The organism is Yersinia intermedia (genome assembly GCF_900635455.1).
Taxonomy (GTDB): domain Bacteria; phylum Pseudomonadota; class Gammaproteobacteria; order Enterobacterales; family Enterobacteriaceae; genus Yersinia; species Yersinia intermedia.
In genome coordinates this window covers 3,285,539-3,298,818 of sequence record NZ_LR134116.1, presented here as the reverse complement: position 1 = coordinate 3,298,818, position 13,280 = coordinate 3,285,539, and the positions used below count along the sequence as shown (strand labels likewise).

The window sequence follows — 13,280 nt, the reverse complement described above, 5'->3', positions numbered from 1 at the left end:
GGCACGAACCGGATAGATAGCTAAAAGCGCACTATCCGCCGTTGTGGGATACTTACAGTATTAGTACCAGCCATTCATATTACTCAGAGGCTGAAGCGAATCTCTACAGACTGTGTACTGCGCTCTGCCTCTCCATGGTAAACAGCCTCGATGTTGTTACCATCAGGATCGAGCACAAAAGCCGCGTAGTACCCTGGATGGTAGCTTCGTTCGCCAGGCGCTCCATTGTCACGCCCACCATGAGAGAGTGCCGCATGGTAAAAAGCATCCACCACTTCACGGTTCTTGGCCTGAAAAGCCAAATGATGGCGTCCTGTCAGCTCACCTGCAGAGGCTGGACTTTTTACTGACGAAACGACAAGTTCATCTGCCCAGATATAATCGTCGTCTGTACTTATTACAGGGATCTCCAGAACAGATAGTACAACTGTGTAAAAAGCTTTGCTTGTTTCGAAGTTGTTTACTACAAGCTGGATATGGTCGATAAGCCTGCCACGATGTAGCCGATAATTTTCGATGGGAAATTTCCTCAGTCAGTCGCATCGACTGGCATTTATCTATTTTCTAAAAAGAACTGATCCACAATTATACCGTTGATCCTGTATTACTTTTTACTCTTGAGCATATTCGGGGTCAGCGAACTTCGCTCACAGCGGAACAAGGTCCAATCATTTGATGCTGTTCTTCCTTAAAGTAAGGTGAGTGAACTCACTCTGTCCCGTAAGGGGCGTGAATAACTTCGTGATAATTGTCTATGTTTCTATCTGCCGTTCCGCGAGAGCATGTCTAGCTGCGCTTGATGCCCATTCATCAGATTGATCAAGGTGTTCAATCTCTGACTCTGCTATCGGCGTTACACGGATCAGCGGAACGGAACCGAAAGGCAAATTATCAATCCTACGGCCATCACGGCTGAGGATGATTCGGGTCATTGGGTTATATTCGTCTGTAAGAGTGCAAAACAGGATTGCGCCATATTTTTCAACATCGGCAGCAACCTGATACCCATCGGCAACGAGATCACCCAGGTTAATCAAGATATGAGCCCAGTCATCAACCTGGTGGCTGAAGATATTCGAAGCGTCAAATTCCATGAAAAGTTCGCATCCTACGCCATTTTCCGGGTCTGCAATGCCAGCCCAGGGAGTCGAAAGGCCATCAGTGGCCAGAGTTAATTTGGTGTTGCTCTTAGTGTTGAGCACTCGACGATGGGGCCCGAACCATTTCGTCTGGTTGTGTACGTTTGCGTCATCTCGTTCAGCCATAAAGCCATCTGAGACGCTGCCATACCTTTCCCAAAAGGCTCGCCTTGCTACAGAAGCTGCCTCATAAATCGGGTCTTGAGGACCGCGCGGCACAATTGTCTCATCGAATAGTGTGTCAACCGTAACGCGCCCCCGTATTAACGGTATTTTAGACCTTGTCCAGTGAACGATAACCTTATTAAAGGGCTGTATCCGTGATGCTTCGAGTTTCTCGACAACCTCCCGGACCTTCTGAAAGGAGTGGTTCCCCCCTGCAACGTGACTCCCGTCTGCATACATGTAGCCTCCGGTTTGTGAGGAGACTCTAGCCTGTTCGGTGATAAAGAACCATTCTCCGTTCACAGCGCCAGCGGGGGCCTTGTCTAAGGCCGAGCGTAAATCCCTTGCCGCATCAGAGTTTGAATATGCTGTCATATCTGTCCTTTAGCTTCACGTCTTATGCATAATACTTAGTTTAACTTTTTCAAAATTATAGTATTAATTATCTTTCGGTCAGACAAACTGAAATACGTCTACCGGGATCAGCTACCCTCTGCCTGCAGACGAGCCTAGCCACTCAACTTTCTCTAATGACGCAGCACCTTACGTACACATCCCCGGTTTTGCGCGCATAAATGCCAATTTCCGCACTTCGCTCATGAGGGACAACCATACTCAAATCTCCCATATTGCAGGGGATTTGAGTATGAACACGTCACCGTGGAACAAAGACCGTATCATCGGACAAAAAAGACCGCTTTAGATATCTCATATCTGGGGGATTCGAATCAGACTTGAACTGGCAGGTAAAACGCGCGATCTGGCCCTGTTCAACATGGCTTTGGACAGTAAGCTACGGGGCTGTGATCTGGTAAAACTCAAAGTATCAGATGTTGCATATGGCAGTTCTGTTTCGAGCAGAGCAACGGTGTTACAACAGAAAACCGGTAGCTCCGTCCAATTTGAGATAACCAAAGGGACGAGAGAAGCAGTTGCAGCGCTAATAAAGCTGGGTAATCTGCACAGTAAAGACTACTTGTTCCAATCTCGGGTCGGTTCTTGCCAACATATCTCAACCCGATAATACAATCGCATTTTTCATGGATGGGCTGCAAAGCCTGGTCTTGATGATTCGCTGTACGGCACACATTCCATGAGAAGAACAAAACCTTACCTGATATACAAGAAAACCAAGAATCTCCGGGTGATCCAACTTCTGTTAGGCCATAAGAAACTGGAAAGCACAGTCCGTTAGAAGGATGATATTTGTCGAACATTCTGGCGATATCATGCAGGGGATCACCTTGCTTATATCTGTCCCAGATAATCGCTTTCTGTTCGGGCGTGAAGTTAATACGCGTTCTTCGTTTCATGGCAACGTCCTCCTTCGATTAAGGATAGCGTTGCATCCATCGGTTGAACTCACAGCGATGAGCGGACGTAACGTCATCGTTCGGCATTAAGGCTGGTGAGCGTATTCATTTCAGCAAGCAACCAGCGTTCAAAACTTTCCAGCGCAGCCTCATTGATTCCTGTTTCCGTCGGTTTTACTAAACAGAATTTTTTGCTCAGGCAGTCCGAGGCTGGCCAGGGCGAAACAAGCATGCCGCAACTCAATTCATTCTCGACATACATACGCGGAACCAATGCTACGCCTTGTCCCGCGATGACGGCAGCGATGGACATTTCATGAAGATCGTACCGCACACCCTGAGCCGGATTATCGAGGCGTATTCCACTTTCCCGGGCATAGTGATGCCATGCATCAGGATTCTGTCGACGGTGAATGCGCGGAAGTTCGTTTAACTGTCGATTGACGTCATTATTTGTTAACAGTGCGGGATTGCAAACAGGCAGCAGAATCTCCTGAAACAGAAATTGCATACGCATACCTGCCCATGCGGAATGTTCAAAATGAATGACCGCGTCAAAGCCACTTCCAGGCAAAATGAACGGATCCGTTCTCGCCGCAATATTTAACGTTATGTCCGGGAACAAAGAGTTAAAGCCGCTCAGGCGGGGAATAAGCCAACGGCTGGAAAAGGTCGGCAGGACGGCGATATCCAGACTCTTACTGCCCTCAGGCATTCCCATTATGTACTGCGTATCTCTTTCGAGCCGATCGAGAGTTTCACGCACGTGATGTGCATAGCGTGCGCCGACAGGGTTAAGCTTTACCCGGCTTCCCATACGGTCAAACAGTTTACAGTTCAGCAACGCTTCAATACGCGCAATCTGACGGCTAATCGCCCCTTCGGTTAACGATAACTCCTCTGCGGCCCGGGCAAAATTACCGTGCCTTGCGGCGGCATCAAAAGCCTGCAGGGACGCACTACTGGGTATTTTTCTGCGCATTCCACCTGTTCCTTGCTCTGTGCTTACAACGTGCTTTCATTGACTTAATATCACTAATCCGTGACATATTATCGTTTTTAAGCGGCATAACCAGCCTGTAGCATGATGAAAAATCATTGAGCGAATGTATTTGCTCGCGTTTATAACTCATGTGAGATGGGCTGATGTTTTATACCGTGGAATGCTCGTATAACAATCCTGAAAGCGAGGCAGAATGGAATGCCTTTTACAGCCAACAAAAACTACCCGCATTGATATCTGTTGCTGGCTTCACTACCTCTCAACGCTTTCGCGCCGTCAAATCCGGCTGCCCTGTTTACCTTGCCATTCATACGATTAATGATGCGGATATTCTCAGCAGTGAGGATTACCGTTTAAAAGGAGGCGGTAACTTCTCTCGTTGGCAGGTCTGCATTACTGACTGGCATCGTAACCTCTATGAAGGTGAAGGCCTTGCTCCAGCCATCTCTTCCGATGAAATTCTGCTATTGAGCGCAAAGCCAATAGACTTTTTAGAGACAGTACTGGGATATCGGGGTCTGGAAATGCATGCGGTGGGGCTGGATAAATCCCCTGACTATCGCGTTGTATATGTCTTGCCTGTTGAGATGGCCTCGCTGTTTACAGATATGTCGGGTGTGTATCTCTATGAGCCTCTGACTCCGCAGTTGCAGAGTGCTGAAAAAGGAAAGCCATAACATCATGCCTAATCTGACTTTTTATATTTCTGAAAATCACTCTGACAAGTTTAAAAGCCTTGGTGATTTTACCCATAAATGCAGCGCCCTCTGCTGTGACATCCTTGGTGCAGAACCCAAAAACGTTCATATCATTTTTGTCGATGTAAAGCCGGGATGCGGGCAACCAGTCTATGCCGAGCTCTTTTATCGTCTGACAACATTGCGAACCCATGAAGTGATGGAGAACTTTATGCGTGAACTGGATTTTGCCACTCAACAGGCCTCTGGTCTGATGACCCGTATTCGCTGTTTTGGCTCCCCAGCAGAACACCTATTCGCCCGCAACTAACCTCGAGGTAGTGATGAGCCATCCCCTTCCGTTCCGTCAGATTGGCGATTTTCAGGTAACTGTGCTGAGTGACGGCAATATGTCAGCGAGTCTGGATTTGCTGTCAGGCATTGAAAAAGCTGATGCGGACGTTATTCAATGCCGTGCCGGAATCGGTGAGCCCGGCGATATCCATATAAACTGTTACCTTATCCGCGGTCTGGGTCGGATCATTTTGGTTGACGCTGGTACAGGCCCGCTGAATAACATGGCGGGACAACTCAACGCAAACCTTGCCGCAGCGGGTGTTAGCCCTGACGACGTCGATACTGTTTTATTGACGCACTGCCATCCGGATCATATTGGAGGCCTGCTGGATTCTGAAAAACAGCCCGTTTTTAAACACGCTGAAATTATTCTTCATCCTCTCGAAGCGCAACACTGGCAGGATGATGAAAAACTCAACATAGCGAATGAGCGCGGGCAACGTAATTTTTGGCTGGTCCGCCAAACCTTAGACGCTTATGCCCAGAAGGTGCGTTTTTTTAACGGCGACAAAATAGCAGAAGGTATTCTGCCGGTATGGCTACCGGGTCATACGCCTGGGCATACCGGTTTTCGCATCGATGCGGATGATAAATGCTTATTAATATGGGGAGACATTGTCCATTATCCTCATATTCAGTCAGCGCAACCGGCTGTTTCTATTTTATTCGACACCGACCCCGCTCAGGCCGAGGAAACAAGAAAGAAAATAATGGAAAAAGCTGTCAGCGAAAAACTGATCATTGCCGGCATGCACTTAAGTCAGGCTGGGTTTGCCAGCGTTCTCAGGGAGGACAGTGGATACCGCATTTCCTACTCTGAAAAATGAATGGGTAGGCCTGACTGGGTTGTTATTGATTAGCACCGTTCAAGGTCATCAGTGTCCGTTTCACACACTGAGGCATTCAACAAGTTTTTTATGGCATAAGTAAGGGCGATTTTCGTTCTTCCAGTGCCAGCAAATATTTCGTTCGTTATCTCAGGCTCATTTCATTGAGTTGTACAGTTTGAAGGCGGGGTTTTTTTCAAAAATTTCAGCAACAAAATCCATGAACACAATCGCCCGTTTTGGTAAAAGTCGATTAGCAACATAAACGGCCTGAATGGGAACGGGCGATGCAGTGTAATCAGTCAGTAATAATTGTAAGTTGCCATTTTCCAGTCCCTCCTCGAACAGCCATTCTGGGCCCTGTGCGATTCCAATCCCTGCATTGACAAATTTCTGTACTGCTTCTGGTGAATTGACCCTGAGCCGACCAGAAACAGGGACATTGATATCCTGAAATCTCCAGGTAGCTCCTGTTGTTAGCAAGGTATAGATCAAACAATCATGTTTTTTTAAATCCTCAGGGGTATTAGGGGTTCCGTGTTTAGCTAAGTACTTGTTACTGGCAACACAGACTCGCTCGAACATGCCAAGTCTGCGGGCACGCATAGCACTGTCCTCCAAGTGTCCAATGCGGATTGCCAGCTCAGCACCTTCATCAACGAGATTGATATAGCGGTCATTAATCTGTAGATCGAGTGTTAGCTCAGGGTAGCGTTCTAAAAAATCTGGGATGTGTGGGACTAAGAATGTGTGAGCCAATGCTGTGGGGCAGGCAACGCGTAATAGCCCTGTGGGTGTAACATTTTCTCTGAAAGAAGACTCTGACTCTTCGACGGCTTCCAGAATACGTCTTGCTTCCAAATAATAACGTTCTCCCTCAGGCGTCAGGGAAAGCTTGCGGGTTGTTCTGTGAAGTAATCTGGTCTGCAAATGCTCTTCGAGGGTTGCAACATGACGGCTCACGTTCGGTTGCCCTAAGCCTAAATCCCTACCGGCTGCGGAAAAGCTGCCTGTTTCAGCGGTACGGACAAAGCATGTCATCAAAAGTAATCTATCCATCCTCAAACCCACTCATGCTTTTAATGCATGAAACATATTTAAAAATACAATCTTATCACAATATGAGCATGAGCATACAGTGGCTATCAAATCGGTCATTCGCCGATTAGTTGTTAAAACTAACAGGAGATTTTTACATGTCCAGATTACAAGGTAAACGCGCACTGATTACGGGTGGAACAAGTGGTATTGGTCTTGAAACAGCGAAGCTGTTTGTTGCAGAAGGTGCACGCGTAATTGTTACTGGTGTCAACCCTGATTCTATCGCAAAGGCGAAAGTAGAACTTGGTAATGATGTGTTAGTCGTGAGCGCTGATTCCGCTGATGTGAACGCACAGAAAGCTCTGGCTCAAACGGTTAAGGAACACTTTGGACAACTGGATATCGCTTTCCTGAATGCTGGTATATCAATGTATATGCCAATTGAGGTATGGACAGAAGAGAAGTTCGACCGCATTTATGATATCAACGTTAAAGGTCCTTACTTCCTGATGCAGGCGCTGCTGCCAGTGTTCGCAAGCTCTGCATCAGTGGTCTTTAATACATCTGTAAATGCTCACACAGGACCAGTGAACTCTTCAGTTTATGGCTCAACCAAAGCAGCATTGCTTAACATGTCGAAAACACTTTCTAACGAGTTACTTTCTCGTGGGATCCGTATCAACGCAGTGAGCCCTGGCCCTGTTGATACACCGCTCTACGATAAGGCGGGGATTCCAGTGGAATATCATGATCAAGTGATGAAAGATATCGTTGCAACCATCCCTGCAGGTCGTTTTGGTAAGCCTCAGGAAGTAGCGCAAGCGGTACTTTACTTCGCATCTGATGAGTCAGCCTGGACCGTGGGTTCAGAAATCATCATCGACGGCGGCGTTTCAATCTAAGCCACCAAAATAAGATTTACAATTCATCAAGCCCGCCACCTTTTATAGTGGCGGGCTATCCTTTTATCTGGAGTTTGAGATGTCTACCCATGACCTGACACTTATTAGCCACCCACTATGTCCCTTTGTGCAGCGTTCAGCGATCGTTCTTCTCGAGAAAAATGTGCCATTTGAACGTGTAAATGTAGACTTATCGGCCTCGGCACCTTCCTACAGCCGCTGCCAGACTGTTTCTGTCCCACATCCTAGCGGACTGAAAACGCCGCAACCGGTAGCGACTATCCGTCTGTGATAGTTGAACGTTATATTGAGTTTCTCAGTTGTTGTTCGGAATGGGTCTGCACCTCAGGACGGATCCTGAACCAGATCGCATACATCGCGGGCAGGAAGACAAGAGTAATGACGGTGCCTCCTAACGTTCCGCCAATCAGCGTATAAGCCAGTGTCCCCCAGAACACCGAATGCGTCAGTGGAATGAACGCCAGAATAGCGGCCATCGCCGTCAGTAATACCGGTCTGGCTCGCTGCACCGTTGCCTCTACCACAGAATGGAACGGATCGAGACCTTCCTTCTCGTTATGATGGATTTGCCCAATAAGAATAAGCGTATTACGCATAAGAATGCCCGAGAGCGCGATCAATCCGACGAGTGCATTGATGCCAAACGGCTGATTGAAAAGCAGTAGAGTAGGAACCACACCGATCAGCCCCAGTGGGGCAGTAAGGAATACCATGACCATTGCTGACATTGAGCGCACCTGCAGAATGATGATCAGTAGCGTCATCGCAATCATAGTGGGGAACAACGGTGCCATTGCCTGAGTGGCTTTGCCAGACTCCTCAATCGAACCCGCCATTTCAATACGATATCCAGGCGGAAGTGAATCAACGATCGGTTTTAGCTGCTTCATGATTGATGTAGAGACATCCGGTGGCTGCAGATTTTCTGCAATATCACCCCGCACGGTAATGGTGGGTGTTCGATCGCGACGACGCAGTACGGGGTCTTCCATTCTGACCTCAACTTCCCCGATTTGTGAAAGAGGAATGCGTTGACCTGAATTGCCGACTAAGGTGAAGCCCTCTATTTTCGCCGGATCCAGGCGTATATCGCCCGCGGCACGACCAGTAACCTGTACTGAGCGAATATCTTCACGTACAGACGTAATGGGAACACCCGATAACAGGAACTGAAGCTGTTGGGCAACGGTATTTGACGTTAAACCTGTAGCCTGCAGACGATCCTGATTTAGGGAGAAGTGTAACGTTGGTACTCGTGGACCCCAGTCGGTGTTGACGGTCCTCATCATCTGGCTTCCCTGCATCACAGCCTTAACCTTACTAGCGATTTCACGCAGTTTATCGGCATCAGGCCCCATAACACGCCAAGCGACAGGGAAAGGTGAATACGGACCAAACACCAGTTGCGTCACGCGTACGCGCGCTTCAGACGCCAGCCCGTTGGCTGCCGCTTCCCGGAGTCGTAACTTGAGCGCCTCGCGTGACTCCTGGTTATCAGTCAACACAACTATCTTCGCAAACGATGGATCGGGTAACTCTGGTGCCATAGCCAGATAAAAACGAGGTGAACCCTGGCCGATGTAGGAGGTAACGATTGTTGCTTCTGGTTGTTTTTTCAGCCAGTCTTCTATTTTCGCTGTTGCGTTGCTGGTCTGCTCAATAGAGGTGCCGTAAGGCATCTGGACTTCCACTAATACTTCTGGACGGTCAGAGGTGGGGAAAAATTGTTTTTTCACCAGCCCCATCCCCAGAATTGCGAGAGTAAAAATAGCTACAACGGTACCTGCCACTAACCATTTTCGCGCGATAACGCGGACCAGTACACGGCGAAAGCGGTTATAACGAGGCGTGTTATACATTGCGGCATGGCCGCCTTCCACTTTTGCAATATTTGGCAGCATTTTGACACCCAGAAAAGGCGTGAAAACGACGGCCACGACCCATGAGGCAATCAGGGCTATGCCTACAATCCAGAACATATTGCTGGTATATTCCCCAGCGGTAGACTGTGCGAAACCATTGGGCATAAAGCCAACGGCTGTCACCAGCGTACCGGCCAGCATTGGCGCGGCGGTATGGCTCCATGCGTAGGCGGAAGCTTTGATTCTGTCGTAGCCTTCCTCCATTTTAACCACCATCATTTCGATCGCGATTATGGCATCATCGACCAGTAAGCCTAAGGCAAGAATAAGGGAGCCGAGCGTAATTCGGTCAAAGTTTTTTCCGGAGGCTTCCATCGCGACAAAAACGACGGCCAGCGTTAGCGGTACCGCCGCTGCGACCACCACCCCAACGCGCCAGCCCATGCTGACAAAACACACCACCATAACGACAAGCAGGGCGACGAAGAATTTGATCATGAACTCATCGACCGCAGAGCTGATATTCACGGACTGATCGGTGACTTTCGTTAGGGTCATACCCACAGGCATGTTCTCATTGATTTTTGTCGTTTCGGCATCCAGCGCTTTACCCAGATCCAGGCCGTTCCAGCCTTCACGCATCACAATACCCAGCAGCAGCGCCGGTTCATGCTGGTTACGAATCTGTAAGGTGGGCGGATCTTCATAACCCCGTTCGACCGATGCCACGTCGGACAGCTTGAGCGTTTTGCCCTGAGCAATAAATGGCGTATCGCGGATCTTCTGCAGTTTATCGAAAGCACCATCGAGGCGGATAAAGATCTGTGCGCCGCGGGTCTCAATTGAACCTGCAGGTGTTAATGCGTTCTGGCTGTTTAGCGCATAGAAAATATCCTGAGGAGATAGCCCCATCGTAGCCAGACGGTCATGGGAGAAGGAGATATAAATCCGTTCGGCCTGTTCTCCGATAATATTCACTTTCTTCACGCCAGGTACATGCAGGAGTTGCTGGCGTAACGTTTCGGCATCACGCACCAATAACCGCTGTGGTTCTCCTTTCGCTTTCAGTGCAAAGAGGGCAAAAGTAACATCAGAGAATTCGTCATTTATCATCGGCCCCATTACGCCGGGGGGGAGGTTTTTGGATTCATCGCCAAGCTTCTTCCTCGCTTGGTAGAACTCTTCCTGCACCTGAGAAGGCGGCGTCTTGTCCTGTAGTGACAGCGTGATAAAAGCCATGCCTGGGCGGGTATAAGTTTCCGTGCGGTCATACCATTTGAGTTCCTGCAGGCGTTTTTCCAGTGGTTCGGCAACCTGATCCTGAATTTCCTGCGCGGTCGCTCCAGGCCAGACGGTGATAATAGTCATCTGCTTAACCGTGAAGGGAGGATCTTCAGCTCTCCCGAGCCCAAAAAACGAGAAAATGCCAGCAAGGGTGATGAGGATAATAAGAAACAGCGTGATTGAGCGCTCGCGCACCGCAAGCGCTGACAAGTTGAATCGTCCTTCGCTCATGGCTTACTCCCCGCCAGAGCAGCATCGGGTTGTTCAGCCAGGCGGACAACCTCACCTTCATGCAGAAGATGCGCCCCTAACGCGACAATCTTTTCACCAGGCTTTACGCCGCCAGTTACCCTGGCTGCATCGTCACCCAGACTAAGAACTTTAACGGGCTGCCATGAAACTTTTGTAGGTTGAGCGGAAATTCGCCAGACACCAGGACCTTTGCCCGCATCGTAGAGAGCAGCCAGAGGGACCTGCATTACCTGACTTCCCACTCTATTTTCGATGTGCAGCGTTACGGTCGCACCCAGCGGCGCGTTCGCCAGCAAGCCTTCAAGCACGTACCGCGCCTCAAATGTGCGGGTCGTGGCATCCGCTGAATCTGAAAGCAGGCGCAACTTTGCAATGACAGGCTGATTTTGGTTGCCATAGAGCGTAGCCTGAGCTTCGCTGCCTAGGGCAGGGCGCAACGTTTCTGGCAGTTGCACAAGCGCCTCGCGCTGCCCGGATCTGGCAAGACGGATGACCGCCTGTCCAGCACTGACCACCTGACCGGGTTCGGTGAACGTCTCCATAACCACACCGTCTGCATCGGCCTGCAGCAAGGCATAGCTCATCGCGTTAAGCGCCACATTTGCCTGGGCCTGAGCTGCACTAAGTTCCGCGTTGGCTGTATCTGCCGCAGCTTTAATCTGATCGTACTCCGACGCAGACACTACACCAGCAGCAACAAGGCCACGATAACGAGCCTCATCATTGGAAGCTTTTCTCCCACGCGCCCGGGCAGCATCCACAGCCTGTTGCTGAGCCTGCGCCTGTAATTTAAGGTCAACAGGATCTAGCCGCATCAATGGTTGGCCCCGTTTGACGGACTGACCAGTATCCACAAGACGTTCAAGGATTTTGCCCTGCACCCTAAAACCAAGGTCGCTTTGCGTTCGGGCAACAACCACGCCGGTGAACGCACGAGAAGTATCGATCGCACTCTCAACGGGTGCTGACCTTACCAGCGGAGGTCGCGTGCGCGGATCATCATTACCGGGGTTATCACCGCAAGCCACCAAGGCAAGTGGGAGGAGGAAGGCGGCAATATTGGCTGAATTAAGCCTGAGCATGGGAACCCTTATTGAATTAACAGGACGGTATCCACATTCTCAGACTAGTGACCAATAAAGTCAATGGTCACTAGTTAGGGTGACAGACTTCTTAGAATCAGAGATGAGAGTAGAACGGAAGCTGTCGGGGCTGCTTCGAGATTGTATTGTAATTGAACGGGACTCATGAAGGGCCGCATTACCAGGTATATCGCGTGTGTGGCTTCGTCAAGAGGCGTTTTTCGTTCGAACTCTCCAGCCTGCCTGCCTTCGACAATGATGTTCTCAATCAGTTTACGCAGGCGATTTTCATACATCTCTGTCGAAGGCCACTTATCCCGCGCCGCAACGGCGGCAATGTCGTAAAGTTTTCGATCGTGGAAAAACAGTTCGCTACCAGCTTCGGTGATCGCCCTAAAGAGTCGGCGAATTTTTTCGCTTACTGACGGGGCATCGGCTATCGCTGAATTGATTACTGCCATGATCATTTCAAGGCGGTTAGCGCAAATCACTTCGCCGATAGCCTGCTTAGAGTCGAAAAATTTATATATGTAGGACTTTGAAAAACCAATAGATTTAGCAAGCTCTGAAACGGTGGTTTTTTCATAGCCATAGTGTCCGAAATGTTCTGTAGCTGCTTCAACTATCTGGTCTCGGACGTTGTGATCAAGTGGACCACGTGATGAAGGAACGTTTATATTTTTAGTCATTTTTCCAGCTTAGCGTGATAGGCTCCGATTGACAATAAGTGACCATTTATTTGTTTGGTCACAGATTTAAATTGTTTCAAGGTGGCGCAATGTTTTCTTTACATACTATTGCACTTGTAGTGAGCACTTCTTTGCTTGCCGGTTGTACTGTTGGGCCAGATTATCATCGCCCTGAGGCACCTTTTTCAAAGCATTATCAGGCGCAATCCTTTGTCAGAAAAAGCTCGGCATCACGAAATGACAGCTTATCTCACTGGTGGAAGAGTTTTAACGATCCGCCCCTAAATCAGTGTATCTCCGATGCGCTCACGCAGAACCTTGATCTCGCCCAGACAACAGCGAAACTAGCGCAGGTTCAGTCCACCATCCCTGTGCTTCACAATGGGGCTTGATGCCGCCATGAATGCCCTTGATTGTCATACTCAGTACTCTGCCCGGCACGCATCGTACTGTACTGAAATCGATTGATATGATCCCGCAAGCCCTTCAAATAACGGCTATGGGTACACCTGTCGATCTGCTTTCGTCAACGAGTCTGTATGAGGCATGGGGATTGGACCGACGTTGCTGTGTCATATTAAAAATATGGCCTATAGACAGGGGAAAAAACTTATTCTTGATATTATTGCAGATAATGAAGGTGCACGAAGACTTTATGAACGCAAT

Annotated in this window: 13 protein-coding genes and 2 pseudogenes; 7 read left to right on the top strand and 8 right to left on the bottom strand. The window is 49.0% G+C overall.

Annotation, left to right across the window (positions count from 1 at the left end; all coding sequences use genetic code 11):
* Nucleotides 1-83: 83 nt before the first annotated feature.
* Together EL015_RS15125 and EL015_RS15120 are read right to left on the bottom strand one after the other, a co-directional pair.
* Nucleotides 84-518, bottom strand: a complete 435-nt coding sequence (locus tag EL015_RS15125; RefSeq protein WP_032905710.1) for a VOC family protein — start codon at nt 516-518, stop codon at nt 84-86.
* A 234-nt stretch (nt 519-752) separates the two neighbouring features.
* Nucleotides 753-1,679: a hypothetical protein gene (locus EL015_RS15120; RefSeq protein WP_005182616.1), complete on the bottom strand. Its 927-nt coding sequence runs from the start codon at nt 1,677-1,679 to the stop codon at nt 753-755.
* Between the two features lie 328 nt (nt 1,680-2,007).
* On the opposite strand from EL015_RS15120, the pseudogene EL015_RS15115 reads away from it, so the two are divergent.
* Nucleotides 2,008-2,499: pseudogene (locus EL015_RS15115) on the top strand (tyrosine-type recombinase/integrase).
* On the opposite strand, the pseudogene EL015_RS15110 reads toward EL015_RS15115, so the two are convergent.
* Nucleotides 2,498-2,617 (bottom strand): annotated as a pseudogene (locus EL015_RS15110) (IS30 family transposase); the annotation flags it as partial. The pseudogenes EL015_RS15115 and EL015_RS15110 sit on opposite strands and share 2 nt — an antisense overlap.
* 73 nt (nt 2,618-2,690) lie before the next feature.
* A complete protein-coding gene (locus EL015_RS15105; RefSeq protein ID WP_005182619.1) occupies nt 2,691-3,599 on the bottom strand; it encodes a LysR substrate-binding domain-containing protein in 909 nt (302 codons plus the stop codon).
* A gap of 164 nt (nt 3,600-3,763) precedes the next feature.
* Between EL015_RS15105 and EL015_RS15100 the strand changes: the two genes are divergently transcribed.
* From EL015_RS15100 to EL015_RS15090, 3 genes are read left to right on the top strand one after another with little or no spacing between them, the layout of a single operon-like run.
* On the top strand, nt 3,764-4,297 hold the full coding sequence (locus tag EL015_RS15100; protein ID WP_005182621.1) for a hypothetical protein: 534 nt from the start codon (nt 3,764-3,766) through the stop codon (nt 4,295-4,297).
* 4 nt (nt 4,298-4,301) lie between these two features.
* On the top strand, nt 4,302-4,628 hold the full coding sequence (locus EL015_RS15095; protein WP_005182622.1) for a tautomerase family protein: 327 nt from the start codon (nt 4,302-4,304) through the stop codon (nt 4,626-4,628).
* A gap of 13 nt (nt 4,629-4,641) precedes the next feature.
* Complete coding sequence (locus EL015_RS15090; protein ID WP_032905713.1) at nt 4,642-5,481, top strand: MBL fold metallo-hydrolase; 840 nt, start codon at nt 4,642-4,644, stop codon at nt 5,479-5,481.
* A gap of 156 nt (nt 5,482-5,637) precedes the next feature.
* Here the strand turns inward: EL015_RS15090 and EL015_RS15085 are convergent, their stop codons facing one another.
* Nucleotides 5,638-6,540 (bottom strand): LysR family transcriptional regulator, encoded by a 903-nt coding sequence (locus tag EL015_RS15085; protein ID WP_005182624.1) that lies wholly within the window; start codon nt 6,538-6,540, stop codon nt 5,638-5,640.
* A 137-nt stretch (nt 6,541-6,677) separates the two neighbouring features.
* On the opposite strand from EL015_RS15085, the gene EL015_RS15080 reads away from it, so the two are divergent.
* Both EL015_RS15080 and EL015_RS21960 read left to right on the top strand, forming a co-directional pair.
* Entirely contained in the window at nt 6,678-7,424 is a 747-nt protein-coding gene (locus EL015_RS15080) for an SDR family oxidoreductase (protein ID WP_005182625.1), read from the top strand.
* A 79-nt stretch (nt 7,425-7,503) separates the two neighbouring features.
* On the top strand, nt 7,504-7,716 hold the full coding sequence (locus tag EL015_RS21960; protein ID WP_226719000.1) for a glutathione S-transferase N-terminal domain-containing protein: 213 nt from the start codon (nt 7,504-7,506) through the stop codon (nt 7,714-7,716).
* 10 nt (nt 7,717-7,726) lie between these two features.
* Here EL015_RS21960 and EL015_RS15070 read toward each other — a convergent pair whose 3' ends face one another.
* The 3 genes from EL015_RS15070 to EL015_RS15060 all read right to left on the bottom strand — a co-directional run bounded on the left by EL015_RS15070 (nt 7,727) and on the right by EL015_RS15060 (nt 12,614).
* Nucleotides 7,727-10,822 carry an efflux RND transporter permease subunit gene (locus EL015_RS15070; RefSeq protein ID WP_032905715.1) on the bottom strand — a complete coding sequence of 1,032 codons (3,096 nt, stop codon included), beginning with the start codon at nt 10,820-10,822 and terminating at the stop codon, nt 7,727-7,729.
* On the bottom strand, nt 10,819-11,925 hold the full coding sequence (locus EL015_RS15065; protein ID WP_005182627.1) for an efflux RND transporter periplasmic adaptor subunit: 1,107 nt from the start codon (nt 11,923-11,925) through the stop codon (nt 10,819-10,821). The genes EL015_RS15070 and EL015_RS15065 overlap by 4 nt, the downstream gene beginning before the upstream one ends.
* Before the next feature lie 74 nt (nt 11,926-11,999).
* Complete coding sequence (locus tag EL015_RS15060) at nt 12,000-12,614, bottom strand: TetR/AcrR family transcriptional regulator (protein WP_005182628.1); 615 nt, start codon at nt 12,612-12,614, stop codon at nt 12,000-12,002.
* Between the two features lie 89 nt (nt 12,615-12,703).
* Between EL015_RS15060 and EL015_RS15055 the strand changes: the two genes are divergently transcribed.
* Nucleotides 12,704-13,006, top strand: a complete 303-nt coding sequence (locus EL015_RS15055; RefSeq protein WP_032905718.1) for a hypothetical protein — start codon at nt 12,704-12,706, stop codon at nt 13,004-13,006.
* The last annotated feature ends 274 nt before the right edge of the window (nt 13,007-13,280 follow it).

What these genes read in the sequence shown, in the direction of transcription:
- EL015_RS15120 (WP_005182616.1), bottom strand. Translation starts at nt 1,679, where the DNA reads ATGACAGCATATTCAAACTCTGATGCGGCAAGGGATTTACGCTCGGCC.
- EL015_RS15105 (WP_005182619.1), bottom strand. Translation starts at nt 3,599, where the DNA reads ATGCGCAGAAAAATACCCAGTAGTGCGTCCCTGCAGGCTTTTGATGCC.
- EL015_RS15100 (WP_005182621.1), top strand. Translation starts at nt 3,764, where the DNA reads ATGTTTTATACCGTGGAATGCTCGTATAACAATCCTGAAAGCGAGGCA.
- EL015_RS15095 (WP_005182622.1), top strand. Translation starts at nt 4,302, where the DNA reads ATGCCTAATCTGACTTTTTATATTTCTGAAAATCACTCTGACAAGTTT.
- EL015_RS15090 (WP_032905713.1), top strand. Translation starts at nt 4,642, where the DNA reads ATGAGCCATCCCCTTCCGTTCCGTCAGATTGGCGATTTTCAGGTAACT.
- EL015_RS15085 (WP_005182624.1), bottom strand. Translation starts at nt 6,540, where the DNA reads ATGGATAGATTACTTTTGATGACATGCTTTGTCCGTACCGCTGAAACA.
- EL015_RS15080 (WP_005182625.1), top strand. Translation starts at nt 6,678, where the DNA reads ATGTCCAGATTACAAGGTAAACGCGCACTGATTACGGGTGGAACAAGT.
- EL015_RS21960 (WP_226719000.1), top strand. Translation starts at nt 7,504, where the DNA reads ATGTCTACCCATGACCTGACACTTATTAGCCACCCACTATGTCCCTTT.
- EL015_RS15070 (WP_032905715.1), bottom strand. Translation starts at nt 10,822, where the DNA reads ATGAGCGAAGGACGATTCAACTTGTCAGCGCTTGCGGTGCGCGAGCGC.
- EL015_RS15065 (WP_005182627.1), bottom strand. Translation starts at nt 11,925, where the DNA reads ATGCTCAGGCTTAATTCAGCCAATATTGCCGCCTTCCTCCTCCCACTT.
- EL015_RS15060 (WP_005182628.1), bottom strand. Translation starts at nt 12,614, where the DNA reads ATGACTAAAAATATAAACGTTCCTTCATCACGTGGTCCACTTGATCAC.
- EL015_RS15055 (WP_032905718.1), top strand. Translation starts at nt 12,704, where the DNA reads ATGTTTTCTTTACATACTATTGCACTTGTAGTGAGCACTTCTTTGCTT.